General features: G+C 72.0%; 30 protein-coding genes. 7 read left to right on the forward strand and 23 right to left on the reverse strand.

Annotated elements, in window-relative coordinates; genetic code table 11:
* Positions 1-203 precede the first annotated feature (203 nt).
* The 3 genes from ACOJV7_RS04575 to ACOJV7_RS04585 all read right to left on the reverse strand — a co-directional run bounded on the left by ACOJV7_RS04575 (position 204) and on the right by ACOJV7_RS04585 (position 2,046).
* Positions 204-302, reverse strand: a complete 99-nt coding sequence (locus ACOJV7_RS04575) for a 30S ribosomal protein bS22 (RefSeq protein ID WP_003792170.1) — start codon at positions 300-302, stop codon at positions 204-206.
* 188 nt (positions 303-490) lie between these two features.
* Complete coding sequence (locus tag ACOJV7_RS04580) at positions 491-688, reverse strand: helix-turn-helix domain-containing protein (RefSeq protein ID WP_035913729.1); 198 nt, start codon at positions 686-688, stop codon at positions 491-493.
* Positions 689-855: 167 nt separating this feature from the next.
* Positions 856-2,046: an acetoin utilization protein AcuC gene (locus tag ACOJV7_RS04585; RefSeq protein ID WP_420188960.1), complete on the reverse strand. Its 1,191-nt coding sequence runs from the start codon at positions 2,044-2,046 to the stop codon at positions 856-858.
* Between the two features lie 106 nt (positions 2,047-2,152).
* On the opposite strand from ACOJV7_RS04585, the gene ACOJV7_RS04590 reads away from it, so the two are divergent.
* Positions 2,153-2,818 carry a potassium channel family protein gene (locus tag ACOJV7_RS04590; RefSeq protein ID WP_035949182.1) on the forward strand — a complete coding sequence of 222 codons (666 nt, stop codon included), beginning with the start codon at positions 2,153-2,155 and terminating at the stop codon, positions 2,816-2,818.
* A gap of 57 nt (positions 2,819-2,875) precedes the next feature.
* Here ACOJV7_RS04590 and ACOJV7_RS04595 read toward each other — a convergent pair whose 3' ends face one another.
* From ACOJV7_RS04595 to ACOJV7_RS04635, 9 genes are all read right to left on the reverse strand, one after another.
* Positions 2,876-3,403: a GNAT family N-acetyltransferase gene (locus ACOJV7_RS04595; protein ID WP_420188961.1), complete on the reverse strand. Its 528-nt coding sequence runs from the start codon at positions 3,401-3,403 to the stop codon at positions 2,876-2,878.
* Complete coding sequence (locus ACOJV7_RS04600) at positions 3,400-3,948, reverse strand: GNAT family N-acetyltransferase (RefSeq protein WP_420188962.1); 549 nt, start codon at positions 3,946-3,948, stop codon at positions 3,400-3,402. Before ACOJV7_RS04600 ends, ACOJV7_RS04595 begins: the two co-directional genes overlap by 4 nt.
* Positions 3,941-4,741, reverse strand: coding sequence for a pyrroline-5-carboxylate reductase (gene proC, locus ACOJV7_RS04605; RefSeq protein ID WP_420188963.1), 801 nt, complete (start codon positions 4,739-4,741; stop codon positions 3,941-3,943). The genes ACOJV7_RS04600 and proC overlap by 8 nt, the downstream gene beginning before the upstream one ends.
* A gap of 187 nt (positions 4,742-4,928) precedes the next feature.
* Complete coding sequence (locus ACOJV7_RS04610; RefSeq protein WP_420188964.1) at positions 4,929-5,879, reverse strand: proline dehydrogenase family protein; 951 nt, start codon at positions 5,877-5,879, stop codon at positions 4,929-4,931.
* Positions 5,880-5,948: 69 nt separating this feature from the next.
* Entirely contained in the window at positions 5,949-6,683 is a 735-nt protein-coding gene (locus ACOJV7_RS04615; RefSeq protein ID WP_420188965.1) for an ABC transporter permease, read from the reverse strand.
* A complete protein-coding gene (locus ACOJV7_RS04620) occupies positions 6,680-7,492 on the reverse strand; it encodes an ABC transporter ATP-binding protein (RefSeq protein WP_420188966.1) in 813 nt (270 codons plus the stop codon). Before ACOJV7_RS04620 ends, ACOJV7_RS04615 begins: the two co-directional genes overlap by 4 nt.
* A 113-nt stretch (positions 7,493-7,605) precedes the next feature.
* On the reverse strand, positions 7,606-8,223 hold the full coding sequence (locus tag ACOJV7_RS04625; protein ID WP_420188967.1) for a TetR/AcrR family transcriptional regulator: 618 nt from the start codon (positions 8,221-8,223) through the stop codon (positions 7,606-7,608).
* Positions 8,220-9,047: a sugar phosphate isomerase/epimerase family protein gene (locus tag ACOJV7_RS04630; protein WP_420188968.1), complete on the reverse strand. Its 828-nt coding sequence runs from the start codon at positions 9,045-9,047 to the stop codon at positions 8,220-8,222. The genes ACOJV7_RS04625 and ACOJV7_RS04630 overlap by 4 nt, the downstream gene beginning before the upstream one ends.
* The gene (locus ACOJV7_RS04635) at positions 9,047-9,973 is read right to left on the reverse strand and encodes a Ppx/GppA family phosphatase (RefSeq protein ID WP_420188969.1); all 927 of its coding nucleotides are present in this window, start codon (positions 9,971-9,973) and stop codon (positions 9,047-9,049) included. Before ACOJV7_RS04635 ends, ACOJV7_RS04630 begins: the two co-directional genes overlap by 1 nt.
* A gap of 40 nt (positions 9,974-10,013) precedes the next feature.
* On the opposite strand from ACOJV7_RS04635, the gene ACOJV7_RS04640 reads away from it, so the two are divergent.
* Both ACOJV7_RS04640 and ACOJV7_RS04645 read left to right on the forward strand, forming a co-directional pair.
* On the forward strand, positions 10,014-10,829 hold the full coding sequence (locus ACOJV7_RS04640) for a DUF3109 family protein (RefSeq protein ID WP_420188970.1): 816 nt from the start codon (positions 10,014-10,016) through the stop codon (positions 10,827-10,829).
* Between the two features lie 86 nt (positions 10,830-10,915).
* Positions 10,916-11,872 (forward strand): lactonase family protein, encoded by a 957-nt coding sequence (locus ACOJV7_RS04645; RefSeq protein ID WP_420188971.1) that lies wholly within the window; start codon positions 10,916-10,918, stop codon positions 11,870-11,872.
* Between the two features lie 13 nt (positions 11,873-11,885).
* On the opposite strand, the gene nadC is transcribed toward ACOJV7_RS04645, so the two are convergent.
* The 6 genes from nadC to ACOJV7_RS04675 are packed head-to-tail and all read right to left on the reverse strand — an operon-like array spanning position 11,886 to position 17,334.
* Entirely contained in the window at positions 11,886-12,779 is an 894-nt protein-coding gene (nadC, locus tag ACOJV7_RS04650; RefSeq protein ID WP_420188972.1) for a carboxylating nicotinate-nucleotide diphosphorylase, read from the reverse strand.
* On the reverse strand, positions 12,776-14,512 hold the full coding sequence (locus ACOJV7_RS04655; RefSeq protein WP_420188973.1) for an L-aspartate oxidase: 1,737 nt from the start codon (positions 14,510-14,512) through the stop codon (positions 12,776-12,778). The genes nadC and ACOJV7_RS04655 overlap by 4 nt, the downstream gene beginning before the upstream one ends.
* Positions 14,509-14,934 (reverse strand): aspartate 1-decarboxylase, encoded by a 426-nt coding sequence (gene panD, locus ACOJV7_RS04660; protein WP_420188974.1) that lies wholly within the window; start codon positions 14,932-14,934, stop codon positions 14,509-14,511. The genes ACOJV7_RS04655 and panD overlap by 4 nt, the downstream gene beginning before the upstream one ends.
* 29 nt (positions 14,935-14,963) lie before the next feature.
* Positions 14,964-15,914 carry a pantoate--beta-alanine ligase gene (gene panC / locus ACOJV7_RS04665; RefSeq protein WP_420188975.1) on the reverse strand — a complete coding sequence of 317 codons (951 nt, stop codon included), beginning with the start codon at positions 15,912-15,914 and terminating at the stop codon, positions 14,964-14,966.
* Positions 15,911-16,816, reverse strand: coding sequence for a Rossmann-like and DUF2520 domain-containing protein (locus ACOJV7_RS04670; protein ID WP_420188976.1), 906 nt, complete (start codon positions 16,814-16,816; stop codon positions 15,911-15,913). The genes panC and ACOJV7_RS04670 overlap by 4 nt, the downstream gene beginning before the upstream one ends.
* 17 nt (positions 16,817-16,833) lie before the next feature.
* Positions 16,834-17,334 carry an FBP domain-containing protein gene (locus ACOJV7_RS04675; RefSeq protein WP_420188977.1) on the reverse strand — a complete coding sequence of 167 codons (501 nt, stop codon included), beginning with the start codon at positions 17,332-17,334 and terminating at the stop codon, positions 16,834-16,836.
* A 63-nt stretch (positions 17,335-17,397) separates the two neighbouring features.
* On the opposite strand from ACOJV7_RS04675, the gene ACOJV7_RS04680 reads away from it, so the two are divergent.
* The 4 genes from ACOJV7_RS04680 to ACOJV7_RS04695 all read left to right on the forward strand — a co-directional run bounded on the left by ACOJV7_RS04680 (position 17,398) and on the right by ACOJV7_RS04695 (position 21,247).
* The gene (locus tag ACOJV7_RS04680) at positions 17,398-18,348 is read left to right on the forward strand and encodes an SAM-dependent methyltransferase (protein ID WP_420188978.1); all 951 of its coding nucleotides are present in this window, start codon (positions 17,398-17,400) and stop codon (positions 18,346-18,348) included.
* Positions 18,341-19,531 carry an NADH-quinone oxidoreductase subunit D gene (locus tag ACOJV7_RS04685; protein WP_420188979.1) on the forward strand — a complete coding sequence of 397 codons (1,191 nt, stop codon included), beginning with the start codon at positions 18,341-18,343 and terminating at the stop codon, positions 19,529-19,531. Before ACOJV7_RS04680 ends, ACOJV7_RS04685 begins: the two co-directional genes overlap by 8 nt.
* 116 nt (positions 19,532-19,647) lie before the next feature.
* Positions 19,648-20,514 (forward strand): hypothetical protein, encoded by an 867-nt coding sequence (locus tag ACOJV7_RS04690; protein ID WP_420188980.1) that lies wholly within the window; start codon positions 19,648-19,650, stop codon positions 20,512-20,514.
* On the forward strand, positions 20,498-21,247 hold the full coding sequence (locus tag ACOJV7_RS04695; protein ID WP_420188981.1) for a class F sortase: 750 nt from the start codon (positions 20,498-20,500) through the stop codon (positions 21,245-21,247). Before ACOJV7_RS04690 ends, ACOJV7_RS04695 begins: the two co-directional genes overlap by 17 nt.
* Positions 21,248-21,322: 75 nt before the next feature.
* On the opposite strand, the gene ACOJV7_RS04700 is transcribed toward ACOJV7_RS04695, so the two are convergent.
* Genes ACOJV7_RS04700 through ftsH form a run of 5 tightly spaced genes read right to left on the reverse strand, consistent with a single transcriptional unit; the run spans position 21,323 to position 26,275 of the window.
* Positions 21,323-21,778, reverse strand: coding sequence for a DUF3180 family protein (locus tag ACOJV7_RS04700; protein WP_420188982.1), 456 nt, complete (start codon positions 21,776-21,778; stop codon positions 21,323-21,325).
* The gene (folK, locus tag ACOJV7_RS04705; protein ID WP_420188983.1) at positions 21,775-22,659 is read right to left on the reverse strand and encodes a 2-amino-4-hydroxy-6-hydroxymethyldihydropteridine diphosphokinase; all 885 of its coding nucleotides are present in this window, start codon (positions 22,657-22,659) and stop codon (positions 21,775-21,777) included. The genes ACOJV7_RS04700 and folK overlap by 4 nt, the downstream gene beginning before the upstream one ends.
* Complete coding sequence (gene folP, locus ACOJV7_RS04710) at positions 22,656-23,504, reverse strand: dihydropteroate synthase (protein ID WP_420188984.1); 849 nt, start codon at positions 23,502-23,504, stop codon at positions 22,656-22,658. Before folP ends, folK begins: the two co-directional genes overlap by 4 nt.
* A 10-nt stretch (positions 23,505-23,514) precedes the next feature.
* Complete coding sequence (gene folE, locus ACOJV7_RS04715; protein WP_420188985.1) at positions 23,515-24,162, reverse strand: GTP cyclohydrolase I FolE; 648 nt, start codon at positions 24,160-24,162, stop codon at positions 23,515-23,517.
* Positions 24,140-26,275 carry an ATP-dependent zinc metalloprotease FtsH gene (ftsH, locus tag ACOJV7_RS04720; RefSeq protein ID WP_420188986.1) on the reverse strand — a complete coding sequence of 712 codons (2,136 nt, stop codon included), beginning with the start codon at positions 26,273-26,275 and terminating at the stop codon, positions 24,140-24,142. The genes folE and ftsH overlap by 23 nt, the downstream gene beginning before the upstream one ends.
* Positions 26,276-26,463: the final 188 nt, after the last annotated feature.

Consider the following 26,463-nt stretch of genomic DNA (forward strand, 5'->3'; position numbering starts at 1 on the left):
TCGTCGTCACCACGCGACGGCAGTGTTGTCCGGGAGAGCCCGATCACCCGAGCGAGGGCCTCCGACCGGGGTCATCGAGGGCGGCCCCGCGCACGAGCGGTGGGCGGGGGTCCCGCGCTCCGCGCGGCCCGGCATACCCAAGCGGGGACGCAGAACGGCCCTCGCCGGGAGGGCGAGGGCCGATCGGTCGCGTCAGCGACGCGTCACTTCTTGTTGCGACGCTGGTGGCGGGTCTTGCGAAGCAGCTTGCGGTGCTTCTTCTTCGCCATGCGCTTGCGACGCTTCTTGATCACTGAACCCATGAGCAGTCCTTGCTGGTTGAGAGATGCGAACGACGTGGACCAGCAGCTGCTGGCCGGCCTGCGCGGCCGACCGGCGCGCGTGTGTCAGGGGGCAACCCTACCGGCGCGGCGCCGAGCGCCCAAACGGGGCCGGACATGGGAAGGGCCGGACCATCCCTGGTCCGGCCCTTCCCATGGAGCTCGGCTCGTCAGGCGGTGCCCATGTAGGACTCCCGGAGGTACTTCTGCACCTCGTCCTCGGGAACCCTGAAGGACCGACCGACGCGGACAGCCGGAAGCTCACCTCCGTGGACCATGCGGTAGACGGTCATCTTCGACACACGCATGATCGAGGCGACCTCGGCGACGGTGAGAAACCGCACCTCGGCAAGACGTTCCTGGGACATGGCCACCTCAACTTCTGCACACGCGCATCGCCGGCTTCCCCACCGGCGGTCATCTACGGGCGTGCAAGAAGCAACCATAGGGGCTGGTGTGACCATTGGGGAAGCAGTTGGAGGACAATGTTTGAGAAGTCCAGCCGACACGCTGCTCGGTGGGGAGATTTCCTCCACTAGTCGAACCACGGGTCGAGCCCGTGGAGCGGGAAGACGGCTTGACGCGTCGCGAGGATCGCGGCGTCGACGGGGCGGTCCGGGTTGTGCCCCATGCCCCACGAACGCACCCAGATCGGCAGGTCCTCGGAGGGCAGGTCGCCCATCGTCGCGGGGCCGTCGCGACCGATGAGCTCACGCACGTGGTCGCGCCAGTCGTCCGGGATCTCGGTCGCTGCTGGGATGGGCGCGTGAGCCGCGATGGCCGCGAGGTGGGTCCACGACCGGGGCACGACGTCGACGAGCTCGTAGCCGCCACCACCGAGGGCGACCCAGCGCCCGTCGGCGTGGTCGTGCGCGAGCCGGTGGAGGCACTCGTGAGCCCGGCGCTGCGCGTCGACCGAGACCGAGAGGTGGGCGAGCGGGTCCTGACTGTGGGTGTCACACCCGTGCTGGGTGACGAGGACGTCGGGCCGAAAGGCCTCGACGAGGTGCGGGACGACCGACTCGACCGCCCGCAGCCATTCGGAGTCGCCGGTGCCCGGGGGCAGCGCCACGTTGACGGCGCTCCCCCGCGCGTCCGGGCCCCCGATGTCGCCGGGATAGCCGGTGCCGGGGAAGAGCGCGCGGCCGGACTCGTGCACCGAGATCGTGAGGACGCGCGGGTCGTGCCAGAAGATCCGCTCGACGCCGTCACCGTGGTGGACGTCGATGTCGACGTAGGCGACGCGCTCGGCACCGCTGTCGAGCAGGTGCTGGATGCCGACGGCTGCGTCGTTGTAGATGCAGAACCCGGCCGCGTGGGTCGCCATCGCGTGGTGGAGCCCGCCGCAGTAGTTGACGCCGTGGTCGATCTCGCCGCGCCACACGGCGTCGCAGAGGTCGACCGTGCCCTGGACGATCCGCGCGCTCGCCTCGTGCATGCCCGCGAAGGCCGGGTCGTCCTCGGTGCCCAGCCCCCGACGCGGCTCGGCCTTGCTCGGGTCGGCCGACGCGGCGCGGACCGCGGCGACGTAGCCGGGGTCGTGCACGCTGCTGAGCAGCTCGTCGCTCGCGACGCCCGGAGAGACCACCTCGACCCGGTCGAGGACCCCGAGCGAACGGGCGAGCCGGGTCGTGAGGTCGAGCCGCACGGGCGCCATCGGGTGGCTCGGGCCGAAGTTGTATGCCGTGAAGCCGTCGTCCCAGACCAGGCGCGTGCGGTGAGCCATGCCGCGCACGCTACCCCCGGGGACCCCACCGGGCGTTAGCCTCGACCCCGAAGTGACCGTCACGTGGACCCGCCTTCGCCGCGGGCCGTTGCAAGGAGGAGCACCCGTGGGAGCCAAGAACAGCGATCTCGACGTCCTCGTCGTCGGGCTCGGCCGCTTCGGGGGTGCCGCGGCCCTGGAGCTGCGCCGGCTGGGCCACCGCGTGGTCGCCATCGAGAAGGACGGCTTCCTCGCCGAGAAGTTCCTCGGCCGGCTCAGCTCGGTCATCCACGGTGACGCGAGCGACGCCGAGGTCGTCCGGGACGCCAAGGCCTCCCGCTACCGCATCGCCGTCGTCGGCGTCGGCTCCTCGATCGAGGCCTCGGTCCTGTCGTCGGCCAACCTCGTCGACGCCGGCATCCCGGACATCTGGGCCAAGGCGATGTCGCCCGAGCACGCCCGCATCCTCGACCGGATCGGCGTCCAGCACATCGTCCGACCCGAGGCCGACACCGGCCGCCGCGTCGCCCACCTCGTCGGCGGCAAGCTCCAGGACTACATCGAGTTCGACGACGGCTTCGCCATCGTCAAGATGCGCCCGCCGACCGAGGCCATCGGCTTCACGCTCGAGCAGAGCGCCATCCGCAGCAAGTACGGCGTGACGATCGTCGGCGTGAAGTCTCCCGGCGCCGACTTCACGTATGCCGTCCCCTCCACGAAGGTCTCGGCGCACGACACGCTCATCGTCAGCGGCCCCACCGAGCTCCTCGAGCGCCTCGCCTCGCGCCCCTAGCCGACGCCAAGTGCCCGCGCGACCTCACCGAGGCTCACGGCATACGAAGGGCGCGGCTCAGAAGTCCCTTGCGACCGATCCGCGGTCGCCTCCGAGGGCGAGCACCATGGCGACCTCGTCCTCGTCGTCGTCGGACTTGACCCGCATGGGGCGGCGCTCAGCCGTCGGGCGGAACCCGAACCCGCTGGCGAACGCGACCGCGCGGCCGTTGTCGCTGCCGACCCAGTAGGCGAGCTGGGTCTGGCCCTGCTCGCGTGCGAGGTTGGCGCCGGCCCGCACGAGCTCGGTGGCGACGCCGCTGCCGCGGGCCTCCGGCGAGACCCAGAGACCGAAGAGCTCGGCCGTCCTCGGGTGGTCCTCGCCGGCACGGCCGACGCTGACGATGCCGATGGGCGAGCCGTCGCGCTCGGCGATGAGGCGGGCGGAGCGCTTCATGCGCAGGCGCCAGAAGTCCTCGTCGAGGGCCTCCTCCTCGTCGGCGGTCGCGGCGAAGGCCTCGGGTGACTCCCGGAGCGCGGTCAGCCGGGTGTCGCGGTACTGCTGCCAGTCCTCTTCGCCCAGCGGGCGCACGCTGATCTCGCTCATGCCCCCACTGTTGCGGACGCGACGGACGAGGAGCAACCCGGGTCCACCCTGACCGCGTACCCGATCTCGAGAATCCCGCCGTAGAGCGGGTTCTCCCATGTCGTGCCCGTTCGGACGAACCCGTGGCGCTCGTAGAGGCGTTGTGCGGGGAGGTTCTCCTCGGCCACCTCGAGGTGGACGCGGGAGTAGCCCGACTCCCCCGCGGCGTCGAGCGCGGTGGCGACGAGGAGGTCACCGACGCCGGCACCGCGGGCGGACGCGGACACCCACATCCCGATGAGGTAGACCTCCTCGTCCGGCTGGTCCTGCGAGTGCCAGAGCGACACCGTGCCCACCGGGCGATCGTCGACGAACGCGAGCCACACACGCATGGTCCGGAGGCGAGCGAGCCAGGACGCCTCCGGGTAGGCCGCGCTCACGGCATACGTGTTGGCGAAGGCGCGCGGGGTGTCGAGGAGCGCCGCGAGGCGCACGTCCCGGTAGGTGCGCCAGTTGTCCTCGGTGACGGGGACGATCTCGACGGTCCGCGAGGACCGGTCAGCCACCGGAGAGCTCCTTGGACCGCACTGCGGCCGCCTCCATCGCGCTGATGAAGGCGGCGCGCACCTTGTGGTCGTCGAGCTCCCGCAGAGCGGCGGCGGTCGTGCCGCCGGGCGAGGTGACCTGCTCGCGCAGGACGGTCGGGTGCTGGCCGGTCTCGCGCAGCATCGTGGCGGCGCCGAACAGGGTCTGGGTGACGAGCTCGGTGGCGGTCGCACGGGGCATGCCGAGGACGACGCCCGCCTCGATCATCGCCTCGACGACGTAGAAGATGTATGCCGGTCCGCTGCCGGAGATCGCCGTCACCGCGTCGAGCTGCTTCTCGGGGACCTCGGTCACCTTGCCGGTCGCGCCGAGGAGCTCGATGGCGTGCTGCAGCTGCTCGGGCCGGCAGTGCTGACCGCCGCTCACGGCCGCCATGCCCTGGTCGACGAGCGCCGGGGTGTTGGGCATGACACGCACGACCGAGCGCCCCTCTGCCAGACGGCTCTCGAGGAACTCGGTCGTGATGCCGGCGGCGAGGCTGACGACGAGGTTGCCGTCCGCGACGTGGGGGCTGATCTCGTCGAGGAGGGCGGCCATGTCCTGCGGCTTGACGACGAGGACGAGGGTGTCGGCCTCGGTGGCGGCCTCGACGTTGGTGAGGGCGCGCACGCCGTACTTGTCGGTCAGCTCGGCGGCGCGGTCGGCACGTCGCTCGGTGATGATGAGCTCGTCGGCCGGTCGGCCCGCTCGCAGCAGCCCCGAGAGCAACGTCTCGCCCATGACACCCGCGCCGAAGATCGCAACCGTTCCCATGGCGCGAGACTATGCCGGGTCCGGAGGCGCGGCGACCAGCGGGTTTCAGCCCTTGGTGCGCTGCGTCAGCCCTTGCTCACCAGACTGCGCAGGAAGAAATCGTGCGAAGCGGACCTCCGCGCTGCGTCAGCCCTTGCTCACCAGACTGCGCAGGAAGAGGTCGTGCGAAGCGGACCTCCGCGCTGCGTCAGCCCTTGCTCACCAGACTGCGCAGGAAGAACTGCAGGTTGGCGGGGCGCTCGGCCATGCGCCGCATGAGGTAGCCGTACCACTCCTCGCCGAACGGCACGTAGACGCGCATCTGGTGGCCGCGGTCGGCGATCCGGGTCTGCTCGTCGGGGCGGATGCCGTAGAGCATCTGGAACTCGTAGGAGTCGGGCTCACGTCCGTGGCGGCTTGCGAGCGCCCGGGCGATGTCGATGAGCCGCGGGTCGTGGCTCGCCACCATGGGGTAGCCCTCGCCCTCCATGAGGATCTTGAGGCAGCGGACGTAGGAGAGATCGACGTCCTCGGCGTCCTGGTAGGCCACCGACGCGGGCTCCTTGTAGGCGCCCTTGCAGAGCCGGACCCGGCTGCCCGCGGTCGCGAGGTCGCGGCAGTCCTGCTCGGTGCGGTGCAGGTAGGACTGGAGGACGGCGCCGGTGTCGGGGAAGTCCTTGCGGAGGTCGGCGAGGATCGACAGCGTCGAGTCCGTCGTCGTGTGGTCCTCCATGTCGAGGGTGACGGTGGTGTCGGCGTCGCGGGCCGCCTCGCAGATGATGCGGGCGTTGTCGAGGGCGATCTTCTCGCCGTCCTGTGGCAGCGCCTGGCCGACCGCGCTCAGCTTGACGCTCACCTCGGCCGCCCCGAACTGCGAGAGGTCCTTGGCCTTGAGCGCGCGGAGCAGCCCGACATAGGTGTCGACGGTGTGGGAGGCCTGGCCGGCGTCGAGGGTGTCCTCGCCGAGGTAGTCGATCGTCACCTGGCGGTTCGTCGCGCGCAGCTCGGCGGTCGCCTCGACGGCGTGGGCGACGTCGGTGCCGGGGACGTAGCGCTGGACGACGTTGCGGCTCACCGGCGCCTTCTCGATCGTCGTGCGCACGAGCGTCGAGTCGGAGAGGTGCAGCAGGCCGGAGCGAAGGAGGTCGGAGGCGTCCACGGTCGTCAGGCTAACCGCTCCCCCGGTCTCCCTCGAACCCAGCCGGTATGCCGTTGGCCCGCCTCCCGCTCAGGGCGTGCGGCGTCGCAGCGTGAGACTTCCGAGCGCGAGGGCGAGCAGGATCGCGCCGACGATGACGGCGATGTCCGAGCTCACGTCGCCGACGGGGTCGGGGACCGAGGCGGTCGTGCGCATCGCGTCGACGGCATACGAGAGGGGGAGCCAGTCCGAGACCGCCGAGAGGACGGACGGCAGGTTGTCGCGCGGGACGAGGAGCCCGCAGAGGAGGAACTGCGGGAGGACGAGTGCCGGCATGAACTGCACGGCCTGGAACTCGGTGGCCGCGAAGCCGCTGACGAAGAGGCCGAGTGCCGTGCCGAGGAGGGCGTCGCAGACGGCGATGACCACGAGCAGCCAGACCGGTCCAGCCACGTCGAGCCCGCAGACCCAGACGGCGAATCCCGTTGCCACGAGGGCCTGAACGACGGCCATGAGCCCGAAGGCGAGGGCGTAGCCGAGCATGAAGTCGCCCTTGCCGAGCGGCGTCGTCAGCAGGCGCTCGAGGGTGCCGGACGTGCGCTCCCGCAGCGTGGCGACGCTCGTGACGATGAACATGACGACGAACGGGAAGACCCCGAGCAGGGCAGCGCCGATGCGGTCGAAGACCGGTGTGCCGTCGAAGATCCAGGCGAGCAGACCGAGGAGCACGCAGGGGACGACGAGCATCATCGCGATGGTCCGGTGGTCGGCGCGCAGCTGGCGCAGGATGCGGGCGGCCGTGGCGAGGGTGATGCGCGGGTTCATGCCGGTCCGCCCTTCGACGTCGCGTCCGACGGTCTTGCGTCCGACGGTCTCGCGTCCGGCGGTCCCGAGTCGGCGGCCCGGTCCACGAGCCGGAGGAAGGCCTCCTCCGCATCGGTGGCACCGGTGCGGGCGAGCAGGTCGGCGAGGGTGGAGTCGCTGAGGACCTCGCCCTCACGCAGCAGGAGGAGCCGGTCGCAGCGCGTCGCCTCGTCCATGACATGGCTCGACACCAGCAGGGTGCGGCCCTCGTCGTGCGCCAGCCGCCGGAAGAGGTCCCAGAGGTCGCGTCGCAGGACGGGGTCGAGGCCGACGGTCGGCTCGTCGAGGACGAGGACCTCGGGGTCGCCGACGAGCGCCGCGGCCAGCGAGGCGCGCGAGCGCTGCCCGCCCGACAGAATCGAGACGCTCGCGTCGGCGTGGCTCTCCAGGTCGACCGCGGCGATGGCCCGGTCGACGGCGTCGGCGCGCGCGCCGAGCACCTGGGCGAAGTAGGTGAGGTTGTGGCGCACCGAGAGGTCGGCATAGATGCTCGGCGACTGCGTGACGTAGCCGATGCGGCGCCGCAGGTCCGGGTGCCCGGCGGGGAGCCCGAGGACGGTGACCTCGCCACTCTCGACCTGCTGCACGCCGACGATCGCGCGCATGAGCGTCGACTTGCCGCCACCGCTCGGCCCGAGGAGCCCGACGACCTGGCCGGCGGGGACGGTGACGCTGAGGTCGGGAAGGACATCGCGGCCACCGCGACGCACGACGAGGTGCTCGACGACGATCGCATCCGCGCTGAGGGGTTCGGCGGCGCTTTTCCTCATATGATGAATTTAGACCCGACGCCCCATCCCCCGCAAGCCTTCGCGCCCACCCGGCGACTGGTTGCGACGTCGCAGAGTGCCGAGCGCCAGCGAGGAGCTCTGCGAAGTCGCCATCAGTCGGAGAGCGGGGGCGGGACGAGGTGGTGCTGGAGGCTGGGCCCGAGGATCGCGACGAGCTCCTCGACGGAGGCGTCCGCGACGGCGGGCACCTTGACGACATAACGGAGAAGGCCCGTGCCGATGAGCTGGGCGGCGCCGAGCGCGACCCGCACCTCGAGCGACTCCCCCGCCGGCTCGGGGGCACCGGACGCGCGCACCGTCTCGACGACCCGGTGCAGCACCTCGCGGCCGACGAACTCGCGCACCATCCGGGCGTGCTCCTCGTGCGCGGCCGCCGCGGCGAACATGGCCGCGAAGCGCTCCCGCCCCTCCGGCGAGTCCCACACGGCGAGGAAGACTCGGGCGAGCGTCGGCCCGAGCTCGCTGCGCGGGGCGGCCGCGATCCGCTCGACGAGGACAGCGGGGTTGGCGGGGAAGGCCATGACCTCGACGAAGAGCTCGGACTTGCCGTCGAAGTAGTGGTGGACGAGCTTGGGGTCGACGCCCGCCTCGCGGGCGACGGCCCGCAGCGAGGTGCCGTCGTAGCCGCGCTGCGCGAACTCGGTGCGGGCCGCCGCGACGATCGCCGAGCGCGTGTCCTCGCCACCGGGGCGACGGCCGCGCGGGCTCACGCGTTCTCCTCGGCCTCGAGCGCGTCGGCGAGGTGGAGGCGGCAGAAGACGAGGGACTCGGCCAGCGCCACCTCACGCTGCTCGCCGGTGAGGCGACGCGTCGAGATCTCGACGACGACGGACCCGTCATAGCCGTTGTGCACCAACGCATCCAGCACCTGACCGCAGGGCTGGTTGCCATGGCCGGGCACGAGGTGCTCGTCCCTCATCGACCCGGCGCCGTCGGCGAGGTGCAGGTGCTTGAGCCTGGGGCCGAGCGCCTCGACCATCGCGAGCGCGTCCGAGCCGGCGGTCGCGGTGTGCGACAGGTCGAGCGTCACATGGTCGTAGGGCTGCGGCACCGGGTCCCAGTGCGGCAGGTAGGCCTCGATCTCGCGCCCGCGCACCCGCCACGGATACATGTTCTCGACGGCGAGGGTGATGCCCGACTCGTGCTCGCGCGTGGCGATGCCGTCGGCGAAGTCGCGGGCGTAGTCCTTCTGCCAGCGGAACGGCGGGTGCAGCACGACGGTGTCGGCTCCGAGGTCGTGGGCGAGCTCGAGCGAGCGGTCGATCTTGCCCCACGGCTCGACGCCGAAGATCCGCTGGCTGATGAGCAGCGTCGGGGCGTGCACCGACACGATGCGTATGCCGTGCAGCTCGGCGAGCGCTCGCAGCGCGCCGGCCTCCTGGGTCACCGGGTCGGTCCAGACCATGACCTCGACGGCGTCGTAGCCCAGCCGGGCAGCGTGCTGGAAGGCTGCCGCGCAGTTCTCGGGATAGACCGACGCGGTGGAGAGGGCCACCGGGATGTCCGGCACCCTCACGGCATCGCCGCTCGCCATCAGTGCATTCCGTCGAGCCTGCGCAGGATGATCCCCTCGCGCAGTGCCCAGGGGCAGATCTCGAGGCGGTCGACGCCGAGCAGGTCCATCGTCGCGGACGCGACGAGGCCGCCGGCGAGCAGCTGACGGGCACGCGACGTGGAGACGCCAGGCAGTGAGGAGCGTTCTGCCGCAGGCATGCTCGCGATCCGGGGCAGGATCGCGTCGAGAGCGTCGCGCTCGAGGTGGCGGACGGCATACATGCCCTCGGCGCTCGGCGCCGCCCCCGCGATCCGGGCAAGGGAGCGCATCGTCTTGGACGTGCCGACGACCCGGTCCGGCCAGCCAGCCTTGGCGAGCGGCCGCAGCTCCCGCGCGATCGCCGCGCGGACGTGCTTGCGGGCGGCGCGGACGGCGTCCTCGCCAGGCGGGTCGCCCGGGAGGTGGTCGCGGGTCACGCGACCGGCGCCGAGCGGCAGGGAGATCGCGATGTCGGGGTCCTCGTCCACGCCCTGGGCGATCTCGAGCGATCCGCCGCCGATGTCGGCGACGAGCAGCGTGCCCGCCGACCAGCCGAACCAGCGCCGCGCGGCGAGGAAGGTGAGTCGGGCCTCGTCCTCGCCCGAGAGCACCTCGAGCACGATGCCCGTGCGGTCCTTGACGTCGGCGAGGACGTCGTCGCCGTTGGGCGCCTCGCGGATCGCGCTCGTGACGAACCCCATGAGGTCCTCGACGCCCTGGTCCTCGGCGACGGTGAGGCACTCGGCGACGAACTCCGCGAGCTGGTCGCGACCCGCGTCGTCGATCGCTCCGTCGTCGGTGACGTGCTCCGAGAGGCGCAGCTCGCGCTTGTGCGAGCTCGCGGGCAGCGGCTGGGCGCCGGTGTGGGCGTCGACGACGAGGAGGTGCACGGTGTTGGAACCCACGTCGATGACCCCGAGCCGCATGGGTCCACGGTAGTCGGCGGACGCGGCATAGGGTGAACCGGTGGCCGAGACCCCGCTGGACATCCCCCGCACCTGGGTCGAGTTCACGGACCCCGCCGACACGGGTCAGCGCTTCCGGTGCGACATCACCTGGCTCACCTCGCGGTGGACCTGCATCTTCGGTTCCGGCTGCGAGGGCATCTACGCCGACCGCCCCGACGACGGGTGCTGCACCCTGGGCGCGCACTTCTCCGACGACGACGACCTCGCCCGCGTCGCCGCCGTCGTCGAGCAGCTCGGCGAGGACGAGTGGCAGCTGCGCCCCGATCGCAAGAACCCGGCCAAGGTCGCGCACTGGACCGAGCTCGAGGACGGCGCGCGCAAGACGAAGGTCGTCGACCGCGCGTGCATCTTCCTCAACCGACCGGGCTTCCCCGCCGGCGCCGGGTGCGCCCTCCACCAGCACGCCGTCCTCACCGGCGAGGCCCCGCACACCCAGAAGCCGGACGTCTGCTGGCAGCTGCCGATCCGGCGCACCTTCCGCACGGTCGAGAACCCCGACGACACGAGCTACCTCGAGGTGTCGATCGGCGAGTACGACCGCCGCGGCTGGGGTCCGGGCGGGCACGACCTCGACTGGTACTGCTCCGGCAACCCCCAGGCACACGTCGGTGCCGAACCGGTCTACCGCAGCAACCGCGCCGAGCTCGTCGAGCTCATGGGGCAGGAGGCCTACGACGAGCTCGTCGTCCGGTGCGAGGCGCACCTCGCCGCGGTCAAGGCCGTGCGCACCCCGGCGTCGCGCCGGCTGCTGCCGCTCTTCGTGCACCCGGCGACCGTCGAGGCCGACCACCCCACCCTCCGCAAGGGCCACTGATGCGTCCCACCTCGTCCGAAGGTTCCACACCTCCGGCGCGGTGGGTCACGGTCGCCTCGGCGCCGGCCGGCGGTCAGCCGGGCCGCGTGAGCCTGCACCCGTGGAACGGTGCCCACCACGTCGGGCCGGAGGCCGCCGGCATCGAGCTGCCGAACCCGACGTGGCTCACCTGGTCGCCGGACGGTCGCCGGCTCCACGTCGCGTGCGAGATCGAGGAGGGCCTCGTCACCACCCTCGGCGTCGACACCGGTGGCGTCGGGGCACCGCTGCGAGTGCTCTCCGAGGTCTCGACCGGGGGCAGCCACCCCTGCCACCTCGCTCTCGCCGGGTCGGCGCTGTTCGCCGCGAACTACGCCGACGGGACGGTCTCGGTCGTCGCCGTGGTCGACGACGTCGCCACCGAGCTCGTCGACGTCGTGCGTCTCACCGGCAGTGGCCCGCACCCGACCCGGCAGGGCGGGAGCTTCGCCCACCAGGTCGTGCCCCTGGGCGACGACCTCGTCGCCGTCGTGAACCTCGGTGCCGACGAGATCGTGACGTATGCCGTGCGCGACGACCGCCTCGAGGCTCGCGGTCGGTGCCGCCTTCCGTCCGGGACGGGTCCGCGGCACCTCGCGCGCCATCCTGCGTCGAGGCGGGCGTGGGTCGGCGGCGAGCTCGCCGGAACGCTGGTGGCCCTCCATGAGGACGGCGGCGTCTTCACCGTCGTGGGGCGGTCCACTGCGAGCGGGAGCGACGTCGAGAACCTCGTCGCCCACATCTGGGTCGACGCCGCGGGCGAGCGGCTGCTGCTGTCGAACCGGGGTCCGGACACGCTGTCCCTGTTCGACGTCGGCGCGGAGGTGCCGGAGGTGCTCGGCGAGACGGCGACCGCCGCACACCCACGTCAGTTCCACGTGGAGGGAGAGGTGGTGCTCGTCGCAGGTCGGGACGACGACGCCGTCACGACCCACGTCCTGAGGCGCGACGCCGTCAGTGAGGCGAGGTCCGAGCTCTCCGTGCCTGCACCGATGTGTGTGGCACCGCAGCCGGTCCGGGGCTGACGACCCAAACGCGTCAGGTGTTCAGGTCGAGGGCGATGTCGAGGATCGGCGAGGAGTGGGTGAGTGCGCCGACGCTGAGGTAGTCGACCCCGGTCGCGGCGTAGTCGGCCGCGACGTCGAGGGTGAGTCCGCCGGTCGCCTCGATCTCGACGTCCTCGCCGGTCGCTCTGACGGCATCGACCGTCGTGCGGAGCAGGGCGGGGGACATGTTGTCGCACAGCAGGAACCGCGCGCCGGCGGCCACCGACTCGAGGGCCTCCTCGGTCGTCGTCACCTCGACCTGGACCGGCACCTCGGGGAAGCGCTCGCGCACGGCGGCGTAGGCCGCGCCGAGACCTCCCGCTGCGAGCTTGTGGTTGTCCTTGATCATCGCGACGTCGTGCAGGCCCATGCGCTTGTTGGTGCCGCCGCCGGCGCGCACGGCGAACTTCTCGAGCGCCCGCAGCCCCGGGGTCGTCTTGCGGGTGTCGAGGACCATGGCCCCGGACCCCTCGAGGATGTCGGCCCAGCGCCGGGTGTGCGTCGCGATGCCCGACAGACGGCTCACGATGTTGAGGAGGGTCCGCTCGGCCACGAGCGTCGCCTCCGTCGAGCCGGACAGCTCGGCCACGACGTCGCCGCGCTCGACCCGGTCGCCGTCGCTTGCCACGAGCCGCACGGCGACCGGGTCGGTCCCCAGTCGTCGGGCGACCTCGTCGAGGGTGAGGGCGATGACCTCGACACCGGCGACGACGCCGGCCTCGCGGGCGACGACGGTCGCCTCGGTCCGCTGCTCCGCCGGGATCGTCGCGGTCGTCGTCACGTCGACACCGTCGGGTCCACCGAGGTCCTCGTCGAGGGCGCCGGTGACGACGCGGCGGGCGTCGGCCTCGGGGAAGGCGAGGTCGGGACGCGAGGGCGAGCTCACGGCATACTCCGTTCGGTCACGGTGAGGGATCGGTCGGGTGCGACGACGACACTCTGGCGACGCAGCCACTGGGCGTCGTCGCCGTCGGGGAAGTCGCTGCGCACGTGTCCGCCGCGGGTCTCCTCGCGTCGGTGCGCCAGCTCGGTGAGGACCTGGCCGAGGTGCAGGAGGTTCGTCGTCTCCCACGTCCTCGGGCCGGGCGCGGCCGTGGACGGCGGCATCGCGGCGAGCCGCGCGAGCTCGGCCGCGGTCTGGGTCGTCGACTCGCCCGAGCGCACCGGGCCCGAGCCGGCGGTCATCGCCCGCTGCACGGTGAGCCGTTGCGAGCTGTCGAGCAGGGCGCCCTCCCCCACGACGCCGCCGGCGTGCGTCGGCACGGACGGCACGACGACGTCGGACAGCTCTCCGGCGGCGATGCGTGCCGGGATGTCGGAGGCGATGCGGCTCGCGAAGACGAGCCCCTCGAGGAGGCTGTTGGAAGCGAGGCGGTTGGCGCCGTGGACGCCGGTGCACGAGCACTCGCCGCAGGCATAGAGACCCGGCAGGGAGGTGCGCCCGTGCAGGTCGGTCTCGACCCCACCCGAGGCGTAGTGCTGCGCCGGGGCGACCGGGAGTAGGTCGGTCGCCGGGTCGAAGCCGAGCGAGCGGCACGACGCGACGATCGACGGGAAGCGCTCCTCGAGGAAGTCCCCGCCGAGATGTCTGGCGTCGAGGAAGACGTGGTCGGTGCCCTGCTCGCGCATCGTCTCGAGGATGGCGCGCGCGACGACGTCGCGAGGGGCGAGGTCGGCCAGCTCGTGCCGGCCCTCCATGATCCGCCGCCCTGACGCGTCGACGAGGAAGGCGCCCTCGCCCCGCACCGCCTCGGAGATGAGGGGCTGCTGGCCGGTAGAGCCCTCGCCGAGGAAGAGCACGGTCGGGTGGAACTGGATGAACTCGAGGTCGGTCATCCGCGCCCCGGCCCGCAGCGCTGCCGCCATGCCGTCGCCGGTCGCGACGGGCGGGTTCGTCGTCGATGTGTAGATCTGGCCGAGGCCGCCGGTGGCGAGCACGACAGCGCGGGCGTAGGCGGCACCGACCCCGTCGAGCTGGCCCTCGCCGATGACGTGGAGGGTGACGCCGACCACGGGTGCACCGTCGCCGGAGGTCCCGGATTCGGAGCCGGAGCCACCGGCGCCGGACCCGCCCTGGAGCAGGTCGACGACGAGCGCGTGCTCGACGACCTCGATGCCGGGGTCGTCGATGACGCGGTGGAGGGCGGCGATGAGCGCGCGGGAGATCTCGCGTCCCGTCGCGTCGCCCCCGGCGTGAGCGATCCGGTCGCGGTGGTGGCCGCCCTCACGGGTCAGCTTGATCTCGCCCTCCGCGTCGAGGTCGAACTCGGCCCCGAGCGCGACGAGCTCGCGCACCCGGCGCGGCCCCTCGGTGACGAGCGCCTCGACGGCGTCACGGTCGCAGAGCCCGACACCCGCGACGAGGGTGTCGTCGAGGTGCTCCTCGGGCGAGTCCTCGGGGTGGAGCGCCGCGGCGATCCCGCCCTGCGCCCACGCCGTCGAGCCCTCGTCGAGGACGGTCTTGGTGACGAGCAGGACGCGGTCGACCCGCTCGCGCAGCCTGAGGGCGCAGGTGAGCCCGGCGATGCCCGAGCCGACGACGATGACGTCGGCCGACGTCGTCCAGCCGGGCGCGGGCGCCGCGAGCGCCCGTGGGATCCGCACCTCGGGTGCGGTCACCCGTGCGAGCGCTTGGTCACGGCCGACGTCATGAGGCCGTAGCCCTCGGGGACGTCACCACCGTCGTCGCCGACGTCGACGATCTTGTTGTTCTTGTCGACGAAGACCACGTGCGGGTCGTGGGCGCGTGCGTCCTCGTCGGACATCGACGCGTAGGCGATGATGATGACGGTGTCGCCGGGGCTGATGAGCCGGGCGGCGGCGCCGTTGATGCAGAGGATGCCGGAGCCGCGCTCGCCCTCGATCGCGTAAGTCGTGAGCCGGTTGCCGTTGTCGACGTCGACGACGTCGACCTGCTGGCCCGGCAGGAGGTCCGCCGCGTCCATGAGGTCCATGTCGATCGTCAGCGAGCCGACGTAGTGCAGGTCGGCCTGGGTGACGGTCGCACGGTGGATCTTGCTGTGCAGCATGTAGCGGTACATGGGAGGGGGCTCCTGGTGGTTGCCGGGGCTCACGGGGCCGGGCGGGCGGGGATGCTGCCGGAGTCGGGCTGCGAGAACACGTCGAGTCTGCCACCGCCCGGCCCGACGAGGATCGGCGTGTTGTCGATGAGCCGGGTCGTGCCGACTCGGGCCGCGACGGCGAGCAGTGCCTCGCCGCGGTACCACTCCGGGACGTCCTGGAGCGTGCTCGGGTGGACGAGGACGAGGTAGTCGACGAGGGCGAGCGGCTCCTCGACGAGGACCTCGCGCGCCGCCCGCCGGATCGCCGAGGGCCCGTATGCCGCTTGGTCGGCTCCCGCGGTGAGCGCGCGGCTCAGGCAGAGCGCGACCTCGCGGTCGGAGGGCGTGAGGTAGGTGTTGCGGCTGCTCAGCGCGAGGCCGTCCTCCTCCCGCACTGTCGGCACCGACACGACCTCGACGGGGAAGTCGAGGTCGCGCACCATCCGTCGGATGAGGAGCAGCTGCTGCGCGTCCTTCTGCCCGAAGAAGGCCCGCCGGGCACCGGTGAGGTGGAGCAGCTTGCCGACGACGGTGACGACGCCGTCGAAGTGGCCGGGGCGCGACTTGCCCTCGAGGACGTCGCCGAGCGGGCCGGCGGAGATGCGGACGCCGGGGTCGCCGTCGGGGTAGACGACGTCGGGAGTCGGGGCGAAGACGACGTCGACGCCCTCGGCGGTGGCGATCCGCATGTCGTCGTCGAACGTGCGCGGGTAGCGGGAGAGGTCCTCCTTGGGCCCGAACTGCAACGGGTTGAGGAAGATCGTGAGGATGACGTGCTCGGCGGCACGGCGGGCCTCGCGGATGAGCTCGGCGTGGCCCTCGTGGAGGGCACCCATCGTCATGACGACCGCGACGTCGCTGCCCGTGAGGGCGGCGCGCGCGGCCCGCATCTCGTCGCGGGTGCTCGCGACGACCGGGGTCGCCGAGGAGGTCGCGGTGGAGGTGGCGCTGTCGGTCACGGTGTCGGCTCCTGGGGCTCCTGGTCGGCGAGGGTGTCGAGCAAGGGCTCGGCGGCCGACGGCTGGAGCCGCCCGCTCTCGAGCGCGCGCACCGCGGTGGCGCGGGCCAGGGCGACGTAGGTCGTCCTGATCTCGGGCGAGATCCGGTCGAGCTCGCGCAGGTGCGTGCCCACGGTACTCACATCGCCCCGGGCGACCGGTCCGGTGAGGGCTGCGTCACCCAGCCGCAAGGCGTTGTCGAGCGCCGCCCGCGCGAGCGGTCCGAGGACGGTGCGCGGCTGCGCGACACCTGCGGCCGCGAGGACCTCCATCGCCTGTGCGACAAGGGTGACGAGGTGGTTGGACCCGTGCGCCAGCGCAGCGTGGTAGGCCGCACGCTGGTCCTCGGCGACCCACACCGGCTCGCCGCCCATCTCGACGACGAGCGCCTCGGCCATTGGCCGCAGGGCATCCGGTCCGGTGACGCCGAAGGCGCACTCCTCGAGCCGGCCGAGGTCGAGCGCGGTCCCGGTGAAGGTCATCGCGGGGTGGATCGCGACGGGGAGGATGTGCGCGGACATCGCCGGGCGCAGGACATCGGCGCCGAAGCGGCCACTCGTGTGGACGACGATCTGGCCGGCCTGCCACGTGTCCGTGGCCGCCAGTCCCGCGACCAGCTCTGGCAGCGCGTCGTCGGGCACGGCGAGGAGAACCAGGTCGGCGCCGTCGATGACGTCGGGGATCTCCTCGAGGGGCACCCCCGGCAGGAGCCCCGCGGCGCGTTCGCGGCTCTCGGCGCTCACGGCATACGCGGCCTGGATGCGGTGTCCCGCACGGGCGAGGGCGGCACCGAGGACGGCCCCCACGCGACCGGCCCCGATGATGCCGACCGACAACCGCGCGGGGTGCTCGCCTGAACTCACGCAGCCAACCTATGCCCTCAGACCTGCGCGACGAACCTCGCGGAGCGCTCCCTCAGTCCGGCGACCCGGCGCTCGACGAACTGCTCGCGGGCGTCAGGGTCGGTCGAGCCGAGCTCGGCGAAGGTCGGCTTGCGCCGCACGTTGGCCGAACAGGCGAACTCGGTGCAGATGAGCGTGCCGACGGTGTCGCCCTTGCGCCCCTCGGCGCCGGAGCGTTTGGCGACGTAGAGGCTCACGTCCTGGGTCTCGATCGGGTCCTCGCACCACGCGCAGATGGCACTGCGACGACGGCCGCCGAGCGCAGCCGGCGGTGGCGCAGCCCGCAGGACGATGCCGCGCGGCTCGTCGTCGACGACCACGACGGCGTAGCCCAGCGGCCGCTTGCTGTCGCGCCAGCCGAGGTAGTCGAGCCGCTCCCAGTCGAGGCCCGCGAGGTCCGGCAGGCTCGCCTGACCCACCTCCCGCTTGGAGGCGTTGACGAAGCTGGCGCGGATCTCGTTCTCGGTGAGGGGTTTCACTGCATCGAGTGTGCCGTCGGAGCGCTCGGGACGCGAACGCTTTTGCTGCCGTAGGTTGCGGGGGTGAGCCCTCGACCCTGGCGTGACGCGTGGTGGGACGCGCTCTACGGGCCGGACGGGTTCTATCGCCGCGACGAGGGCCCGGCCGGTCACTTCACGACCTCGGCCCACGGCCAGCTGGGTGCCGTCCTCGCGGAGGTCGTGGGTCGCCTCGCGGACGACGCCGGCGTATGCCGTGTCGTCGACCTCGCGTGCGGGCGCGGCGAGCTGCTCGCCCACCTCCACGACGCGCGCCCGGACCTCGAGCTCGTCGGGGTCGATGTCGTCGAGCGGCCGGCCGGGCTGCCGGACGCCGTCACGTGGCTGCGCTCCCCCGGCGGCACGTCCCTTCCCGATGACCTGCACGACCTCGACGCCCTCGTCCTGGCCCACGAGTGGCTCGACGTCGTGCCGTGCACCGTGGCCGAGGTCGACGAGGACGGCGTGCTGCGCGAGGTGCTCGTCGACGACGACGGGACCGAGTCGCCCGGCGCCGAGCTCGACGCGGACGACCGCGCGTGGGCCGACGCGTGGTGGCCGGCCGTGACGCCCGGCGACCGGGTCGAGGTCGGGCTGTCCCGGGACCTCGCGTGGCGGGAGCTGTTGTCCCGCAATGCTTCCGGGCTCACCGTCGCCGTGGACTACGGCCACACCCGGGCGACCCGGCCCGCGCTCGGGACGCTCACGGCATACAGGGAGGGGCAGGTGACCGAGGCGGTTCCGGACGGGCGTCGGGATCTCACCGCGCACGTCGCCACCGACTCCCTCGGGGCCGACGAGGTGGTCACCCAGCGCGAGCTGCTGCACCGGCTGGGCATGACGGCCGCCCCGCCCGAGCACGCGATGGCCACCTCCGACCCGCTCGGCTACGTCCGCGCGCTCGGCCGCTCCTCGACGGTCGCCGCGCTAACCGACCCGCGCGGGCTCGGCGGGTTTTCGTGGGCGATGACGCGGCATACTCGGGGCCATGCCTGAGCCGACGAGCGTGCCGTCGAGCGGGCCGACGCGGACGACGACCGTGGCCGTCGGTGCCGGTGGTCTCGCGACCGCTGACATGGTGCTCAACATCGGGCCGCAGCACCCCGCGACGCACGGCGTCCTGCGCCTGCGCCTGACCCTCGACGGCGAGCGGATCGTGCGGGCCGAGCCGATCATCGGCTACATGCACCGCGGCGCCGAGAAGCTCTTCGAGGTCCGCGACTACCGCCAGATCGTCGTCCTCGCCAACCGGCACGACTGGCTCAGCGCCTTCAGCAACGAGCTCGGCGTCGTCCTCGCCGTCGAGGAGATGCTCGGCATGGAGGTGCCCGAGCGCGCCGTGTGGCTGCGGACGATGCTCGCCGAGCTCAACCGCGTGCTCAACCACCTGATGTTCCTCGGGTCCTACCCCCTCGAGCTCGGTGCGATCACTCCGGTCTTCTATGCCTTCCGCGAGCGCGAGGAGCTCCAGGCGGTCATGGAGGAGGCGTCCGGCGGGCGGATGCACTACATGTTCAACCGCGTCGGTGGCCTCAAGGAGGACGTGCCGGCGGGCTGGCTGGGTCGTGTCGACGACGCGGTCGCCGCCGTGCGCCGACGCCTGCCCGACCTCGAGTCGATGCTCGTCGGCAACGAGATCCTCACCGCCCGGACCCGCGGTGTCGGCGTGCTCGACGTCGCGACCGTCCAGCAGTACGGCGTCTCCGGACCCATCGCACGCGCCTCCGGCCTCGACGTCGACCTGCGACGCGACGCGCCCTACCTCGCCTACGCGGAGCTCTTCGGCGAGGACGGCCCGGGCCGGGTCGTCACCCGCACCGCAGGGGACTGCCTGTCGCGCCTCGAGGTGCTGCTCGAGCAGGTGCACGTGAGCCTCGACCTCGTCGAGCACTGCCTCTCGGTGCTCGGGTCGATGGCAGCCGGGCCGGTCAACCAGCGGCTGCCCAAGGTGCTCAAGGTGCCCGAGGGCGAGACCTACGTCGCCACCGAGAACCCGCTCGGGTTCAACGGCTACTACCTCGTGTCCAGGGGCGAGAAGACGCCGTGGCGGCTCAAGCTGCGGTCTGCGTCGTTCAACAACGTCCAGGTGCTCACCGAGCTGCTGCCGGGAACCCTCGTCTCCGACATGGTGGCGATCCTCGGCTCGACGTTCTTCGTCGTCGGCGACGTCGACAAGTAGCCCTGTCTGCGACTGACCGCCCGTTCGGGTGGTCCGCGTTTGGCCCAATCGGCGGACGGGAGGTGGCGGAACGGGCTACGTTCACCTCGACCTCCACCTTTCGCGAAAGTCGAGCCATGCCCTCCTCCCTCCTCCGCCGTGCCTGCCTCGGCGCCTTCGCCGCCTCCACCTCCCTCGCCCTCGTCACGCCCGCCCAGGCCGCGAGCGCCGAGATCACCTACACCTGCGGCCTCTTCGCCCTCCCGGCCGGCCTCGATGTCGCCGACCTCGGCGCCCACGGTCAGAAGCTGCTCGAGTCGGCCGAGAAGGGCGAGGTGGCCCCGGACGCGCTCGCCGCGGAGATCCCCGAGATCATCGAGGTCGAGGGGCTCAAGGTGACCGCCTCCTTCGACTCGGCGATCGCGGACGGTGCGACCACCACGCCGGGCTCCACGGTCGAGCTCGAGCCGCTGAGCGCACGGTTCACGTTCGATGCCGGCGTGACGGCGGAGCTGGGCAAGCTGGGCATCACCGAGGGCGAGGCCGGTGCCCTGCTGTTCGCGGGGGTCGACGAGACGGGTGCGGAGCGTGAGGCAGAGTTCTGGTTCGAGTCGGTGAGCGTGCCGGGTTCGGGCGCCTTCACCCTCGAGAGCGACGACGGCTTCGCCGAGCCCTTCAAGGCGAACGCTCCCGGGGAGTTCACCTACGTCGCCGGCGACTTCAGCTTCTTCCTCGCCACGGGTGACGAGGAGAACGGCACCTTCGCCGCCCTCGAGTGCGTCGCCGACGACGACCAGGACCTCACCATCGACCAGGTGACCGCCAGGGCCGAAGGGACCACGCCGCCGCCCACGCCGGAACCGGTCCGCCCCGACGTCGTCCAGACCGACGCCGCGCAGCCGGCCTCGCCGTCCATGCTGCCGCTGCTGGCGGCGGGTGCGGGGTCGGTCGTCGTGCTCGGCGCCGGCTCGCACCTGCTGCGTCGTCGTGCCGCTCGCCGCTGACCGACGCCGCACGCTCGCTGCGGTCGCGGCGGTCGTCGCCGCCACCGCACTGCTCATCTGGGGCCTGGCCTCGCGAACCGACTCGTCGGCGCGGGGCCGGGCCCCGGTCGCGTCCACCTCGCCCACCCCGACGCCGAGCGTGTCACCCACGCCCACGCCCACGCCCACCCCCAGCGCCACCGTCAGCCGTCCGCGGCCCACCCCGACGCCGACCGGGGCGCCCACACCGACGGCTGCTCCCACGTTCGGGCCGTCCACCGTGAAGCCGAAGGGCGCGCCCGAGAGAGTCGTCGTCGTGAGCACCTCGGGCACCACCCTGGTCGACGCCACGCTCGTGCCGACCAGGCTCGACGAGGGCGTGCTCGCTCCCCCCTTCGGCGTCGCCGGCTGGTACGCCGAGAAGGGCTGGGCGAAGCCGGGGTGGCCCGGCGCCTCGATCCTCGCCGGGCACATCAACCGGCGCTCCCCCAGGCTCGTCGCGGACACCTTCGGCCGCCTGACGCAGGTCCGCCCCGGCGACCGCATCACCGTCGTCTACTCCTCGGGTGAGTCCGTCACCTTCCGGGCGACGAAGTCGCGTGCCCTCAGCAAGAAGGCGGTCCCGAAGGACGACTCCATCTGGGACGCGGCCAACCCGGAGCCGGTCCTCCGCCTCATCACGTGCGACCCCGAGACACCGGTGCAGGGCGGTCACTACAAGGGCAACTGGGTCGTCTGGGCCTCGCTCGTCTGAGCCCTGCGGCTCGCAGCCAGTGGTTGCGCGTTCGGCAAGTCCGCCCGCACCCGGGAGGACGGGCCGAACGCGCAGTCAGTCGTCGTCGTCGCGAGGGTCGACGCGGCACCAGGACTGGGCCAGCAGCCCTGCTGCGGCGAGCAGCACCGCCGCACCGACGAGGACCGCGAGCCGCCACAACCTGTCCTGGTTGGCCACGAGCGAGAGGTCGCTCGCGACGACGGCGAGCTGGCCGGCATACCAGCCGGCGGCAGCCGCCCCGGTGAGGGTGGCCGCCTGCGCGAGGACGACGACGCGGGCAGCGCGGAGGGGGTAGAGGCGCTTCGTCGAGCGGCCGGCGAGGTAGGAGCGGACCGGCCAGGCGAACCCGGCGACGAACGCCGCCATCCCGAGCAGGAGCACCGCGGCCAGCCACGACGGGCGCGGGACGAGCGTCCCGCCTCCGGTGACGAGGGCCCAGAGCAGCCAGGACGCAGCACCGACGAGCAGGGTCACGAGCAGCGCGACTGCCGCCCGCACGCCGCGGTTCACCACCCGTCCTCCAACAGGTCGACGTCAGGACCGAGGGCGACGCCGGCGCTGCCGACCTCTGTGGCGAGGTCGGCGACCCGCCGCACCTGACCCTGGACCCGCAGCGCGGCCTCGGGGTCGGCGTCGGCCCACGGGACGAGGACGAAGGCGCGCTCGTGCGCCCTCGGGTGGGGAAGGGTGAGCGCCTCGGTCGAGAGCCGGACGTCGGTGTCGAAGACGGGGTCGCCGTACTGGACGATGTCGAGGTCGAGCGTGCGCGGGCCCCACCGCTCCTTGCGCACCCGGCCATGGTCGAGCTCGATGTCCTGGAGGGTTCGGAGCAGCCGCTGCGGCGAGAGTGAGGTCGTCCCGACGACGACGGCGTTGAGGTAGGCCGACTGGGCCGGCCCCCCGACGGGGGCGGTCTCGTAGACGCGCGAGGCCGCCTTGAGGTCGAGAGCGAGCCAGAGGGCCCCGACGGCGTTCTGGATGGTCTCGAGCGGCTCACCCATGTTGGACCCGATGGCGATGACGACCGGGGTCTCGCGCAGCCGCTCGACCGTGACCGCGACGTCGGTGAAGGGGTGGCCGACCGGCGCCTGCGGCTTGTGGACGGTGACGACGACCGACTCGACGAGCGGCCGGGTGAGCACCTTGGCGGCGATGCGGTCGGCGAGCGCCTCGATGAGGTCGAGCGACTCGCCCTCGATGAGCGCGACGACGTCGCCGGCCACCTCGGCGTAGTTGACGGTGTCGTCGAGGTCGTCGCTCGTGCCGGCGGGGCCGAGGTCGACCTCCATCGCGACGTCCACGACGAAGGTCTGGCCGTCGCGCTTCTCGAAGTCGAGGACCCCGTGGTAGCCCGTGGCCGAGATGCCCTTGAGGGTGATCCGGTCGCTCATGCGTCCTCCTCCGTTCCGGTGGTTCGCAGGGCGTCGGCGACGTCGAGCGCCTGGGTCGTCGAGGCGACGTCGTGCACCCGCACCGCCCATGCCCCTGAGCGCGCCGCGTGGAAGGACGTCACCGCCGTCGACAGGTCCCGCTCGATCGGCGGTCGCGGCTCCGCCCCGTCCGGCCGGCCGAGGCGCCCGAGGAAGGTCTTGCGGGAGGTGCCGACGAGAACCGGGTGGCCGAGGGCGACGACCTCGTCGAGCCGGCTCAACAGGGTCCAGTTGTGTGCGGCGGTCTTGGCGAAGCCGAAACCAGGGTCGAGGATGATGTCCTCGGCGCGGATGCCGCTCTCCTGCAACGACTCCACGCGCTCGCGCAGCTCACGGCACACGTCCTCGACGACGTCGTCGTAGACGGCGCGCGACTGCATCTCCGTGCTGTGCCCGCGCCAGTGCATGGCGATGAACGGTATGCCGGCCTGCGCCACCAGCCCTGCCATGTCACTGTCCGCGAGGCCTGCGCTCACGTCGTTGACGATCCCCGCACCCGCCTCGACCGCCGCTGCGGCGACGGAGGCGCGCATCGTGTCGATGGAGACGATGGCACCCTCGGCCGCCAGCGCGCGCACGACGGGGACGACCCGGCGCAGCTCCTCCTCGACCGGGGGCCGTTCGGCGCCCGGGCGCGTGGACTCGCCACCGACGTCGATGAGGTCCGCGCCCGCCGCGAGGAGCTCGCGCCCGTGGCCGATCGCAGCCTCGGGCTCGAACCACTCCCCACCGTCGCTGAAGGAGTCGGGCGTGACGTTGACGACCCCCATGACCAGGGGCCGGGGTCCGGCGACGAGCGGGATCACCGGGTGCCGCTCACCGCTTGCCGCCGAGGAGCAGCGACATCGCCTCGGACCGCGTCGCCGGGTCGCGCAGCTGCCCCCGCACCGCGGAGGTGATGGTCCGCGACCCCGGCTTGTGGACGCCGCGCATCGACATGCAGAGGTGCTCGGCCTCGATGACGACGATGACGCCCTGCACACCGAGGTGGTCGACGAGCGCGTCGGCGACCTGCGTCGTGATGCGCTCCTGCACCTGCGGGCGTCGGGCGAAGACGTCGACGAGCCGAGCGAGCTTGGACAGGCCGGTCACGGTGCCGTCGGGCGACGGGATGTAGCCGACGTGCGCGACGCCGTGGAAGGGCAGCAGGTGGTGCTCGCACGTCGAGTAGATCTCGATGTCGCGCACGATGATGAGCTCCTCGTGGTCGATCGAGAAGCGCGTGGACAGGACGTCGGCAGGGTCCTGCGACAGGCCGGCATACAGCTGGGTCGCGGCACGCGCGACGCGGTCGGGGGTGTCGCGCAGCCCCTCGCGGTCGGGGTCCTCCCCGATCGCAAGGAGCAGCTCGCGCACGGCCCTCCGAGCGCGGTCGTGGTCGACCTGGCGCGGGGGCAGGGTGTCGCTCTCGTCGCTCGTGTCGGGCACGGCCGACCCGCCGTCAGTGGGCGTCGGGGTCGACACGCTGGCCCTCTGGAACCTCGATCACCTGGGTGGGCGGGTGCTCCTCGGCGGCCTCGGCCGCCGGGTGCGCACCCTCGGTGGCGGCCCGGTCGATCGCCGCGGTCGTCGAGGGGTCACCCTCGTTGACGTGGGCGCCGTTGGGCTCGCCGGACGGCCCGTGGCCGTTGGCGCTGCCGTTGAGGGCGACCTGCTCGGCGGGCGTGAGGACCGGCGGCTGGTCGGAGATACCGCGGTGCTCGCTCGAGAGCCACGTCGGGCGCAGCGGGCGCTTGACGATGCCCTCGAAGACCTCGGCGATCTCCTTCTGGTTGAGCGTCTCGCGCTCCAGGAGCTCGAGGACGAGGCGGTCGAGGATGTGGCGGTTGTCGTTGATGACGTGCCATGCCTCGTCGTGGGCGGCCTCGATGAGGTTGCGCACCTCCTCGTCGACGATGCCGGCGATCCGCTCGGAGTAGTCGCGCTGGTGGCCCATGTCGCGGCCGAGGAAGACCTCACCCTGGCTCTGGCCGAGCTTGATCGCGCCGACGCGCTCGCTCATGCCGTACTCGGTGACCATCTTGCGAGCCATCGCGGTGGCCTTCTCGATGTCGTTGGCGGCACCGGTCGTCGGGTCGTGGAAGATGATCTCCTCCGCGACGCGGCCACCGAGGGCGTAGGCGAGCTGGTCGAGGATCTCGTTGCGGGTCGTCGAGTACTTGTCGTCGATCGGCATGACCATCGTGTAGCCGAGGGCCCGGCCGCGCGGGAGGATCGTCACCTTGGTGACCGGGTCGGTGTGGTTCATCGCCGCGGCGACGAGCGCGTGGCCACCCTCGTGGTAGGCCGTGATCTTGCGCTCCTTGGCCGACATGATGCGCGTCTTCTTCTGGGGCCCGGCGATGACGCGGTCGATCGCCTCGTCGAGGGTGGAGTCGTCGATGAGCGTCTTGTCGGTGCGGGCCGTGAGCAGAGCGGCCTCGTTGAGGACGTTGGCGAGGTCGGCACCGGTGAAACCGGGCGTGCGACGGGCGACCGCGAGCAGGTCGACGCCGGGGGCCATCGGCTTGCCCTGCGAGTGGACCTCGAGGATGCGGTGGCGGCCGAGCATGTCGGGAGCCTCGACCGCGATCTGGCGGTCGAAGCGGCCCGGGCGCAGCAGGGCCGGGTCGAGGATGTCGGGACGGTTGGTCGCCGCGATGAGGATGACGTTGGTCTTGACGTCGAAGCCGTCCATCTCGACGAGGAGCTGGTTGAGCGTCTGCTCGCGCTCGTCGTGGCCACCGCCGAGCCCGGCCCCACGGTGGCGGCCGACGGCGTCGATCTCGTCGACGAAGACGATGGCGGGGGCGTTGGCCTTGGCCTGCTCGAAGAGGTCGCGGACTCGCGAGGCGCCGACACCGACGAACATCTCGACGAAGTCCGAGCCCGAGATCGAGTAGAACGGCACGCCGGCCTCACCGGCGACGGCGCGGGCGAGGAGGGTCTTGCCGGTGCCGGGCGGGCCGTAGAGGAGGACGCCCTTGGGGATCTTGGCCCCGACCGCGAGGAACTTCGCCGGGTCGGAGAGGAACTCCTTGATCTCGTGGAGCTCCTGGACGGCCTCGTCGGCGCCGGCGACGTCGTCGAAGGTCACCTTGGGGGTGTCCTTCGTGGCGAGCTTGGCCTTGGACTTGCCGAACTGCATGACCCGCGAGCCGCCGCCCTGCGCCTGGCTCATCATGAACCAGAAGAGACCGACGAGCAGCAGGATCGGGAAGATGCTGATGAGCAGCGACCAGAACGGGTTCTGGGTCTCACGCTTGTCGTTGTAGCCGTCCGTGGGCGGGTTGGCCTTGACGAGCTCGACGAGGGACTCGGCGCGGGCGTCGACGAACTCGGCGCGGACCTTGTCGGCACCCGAGATGTTCGCCTTCTCGTCGCTGAACGCCGAGTCCGCCTTGAGGTCGAGGTTGAGGACGTTGTCGCTCGTGAACTCGGCCTTGTCGACCTTCTTGTCGGTGATGAGCTTCTCGGCCTTGGCCGTGTCGATCGTCGCGTAGCCGCCGTCCCCTCCCAACGAGAACATCACGACGGTGATGGCGATGACCGCCAGGACCCAGAACAACGGGGCCTTGAACACGCGCTTGGCATCCATAGATGTGAATGGGGCCGGTGGCCCCACGTCCTCCTGATCAACGAGCTCATCCGTGCACGCTCGCGCGCCACTGGCTGGGTACACACGCTACCCGTGACGGTGCGTCCGGTCCCGGGTGCGTCCGATCGAACAACGACCGGCGTATGCCGCGTGTTCCGGGCTCCCAGTCGCCGCACCGCCCGCTTCCG

The sequence above is a fragment of the Knoellia tibetensis genome (genome assembly GCF_048606415.1).
Classification (GTDB): Bacteria; Actinomycetota; Actinomycetes; order Actinomycetales; family Dermatophilaceae; genus Knoellia; species Knoellia tibetensis.

Excerpts from the sequence above, each read along its gene's own strand:
- ACOJV7_RS04575 (WP_003792170.1), bottom strand. The coding sequence starts at position 302 with ATGGGTTCAGTGATCAAGAAGCGTCGCAAGCGCATGGCGAAGAAGAAG.
- ACOJV7_RS04580 (WP_035913729.1), bottom strand. The coding sequence starts at position 688 with ATGTCCCAGGAACGTCTTGCCGAGGTGCGGTTTCTCACCGTCGCCGAG.
- ACOJV7_RS04585 (WP_420188960.1), bottom strand. The coding sequence starts at position 2,046 with ATGGCTCACCGCACGCGCCTGGTCTGGGACGACGGCTTCACGGCATAC.
- ACOJV7_RS04595 (WP_420188961.1), bottom strand. The coding sequence starts at position 3,403 with ATGAGCGAGATCAGCGTGCGCCCGCTGGGCGAAGAGGACTGGCAGCAG.
- proC (WP_420188963.1), bottom strand. The coding sequence starts at position 4,741 with ATGGGAACGGTTGCGATCTTCGGCGCGGGTGTCATGGGCGAGACGTTG.
- ACOJV7_RS04615 (WP_420188965.1), bottom strand. The coding sequence starts at position 6,683 with ATGAACCCGCGCATCACCCTCGCCACGGCCGCCCGCATCCTGCGCCAG.
- ACOJV7_RS04620 (WP_420188966.1), bottom strand. The coding sequence starts at position 7,492 with ATGAGGAAAAGCGCCGCCGAACCCCTCAGCGCGGATGCGATCGTCGTC.
- ACOJV7_RS04630 (WP_420188968.1), bottom strand. The coding sequence starts at position 9,047 with ATGGCGAGCGGCGATGCCGTGAGGGTGCCGGACATCCCGGTGGCCCTC.
- ACOJV7_RS04635 (WP_420188969.1), bottom strand. The coding sequence starts at position 9,973 with ATGCGGCTCGGGGTCATCGACGTGGGTTCCAACACCGTGCACCTCCTC.
- panD (WP_420188974.1), bottom strand. The coding sequence starts at position 14,934 with ATGTACCGCTACATGCTGCACAGCAAGATCCACCGTGCGACCGTCACC.
- ACOJV7_RS04685 (WP_420188979.1), top strand. The coding sequence starts at position 18,341 with ATGCCTGAGCCGACGAGCGTGCCGTCGAGCGGGCCGACGCGGACGACG.
- ACOJV7_RS04690 (WP_420188980.1), top strand. The coding sequence starts at position 19,648 with ATGCCCTCCTCCCTCCTCCGCCGTGCCTGCCTCGGCGCCTTCGCCGCC.
- folK (WP_420188983.1), bottom strand. The coding sequence starts at position 22,659 with ATGAGCGACCGGATCACCCTCAAGGGCATCTCGGCCACGGGCTACCAC.
- ftsH (WP_420188986.1), bottom strand. The coding sequence starts at position 26,275 with ATGGATGCCAAGCGCGTGTTCAAGGCCCCGTTGTTCTGGGTCCTGGCG.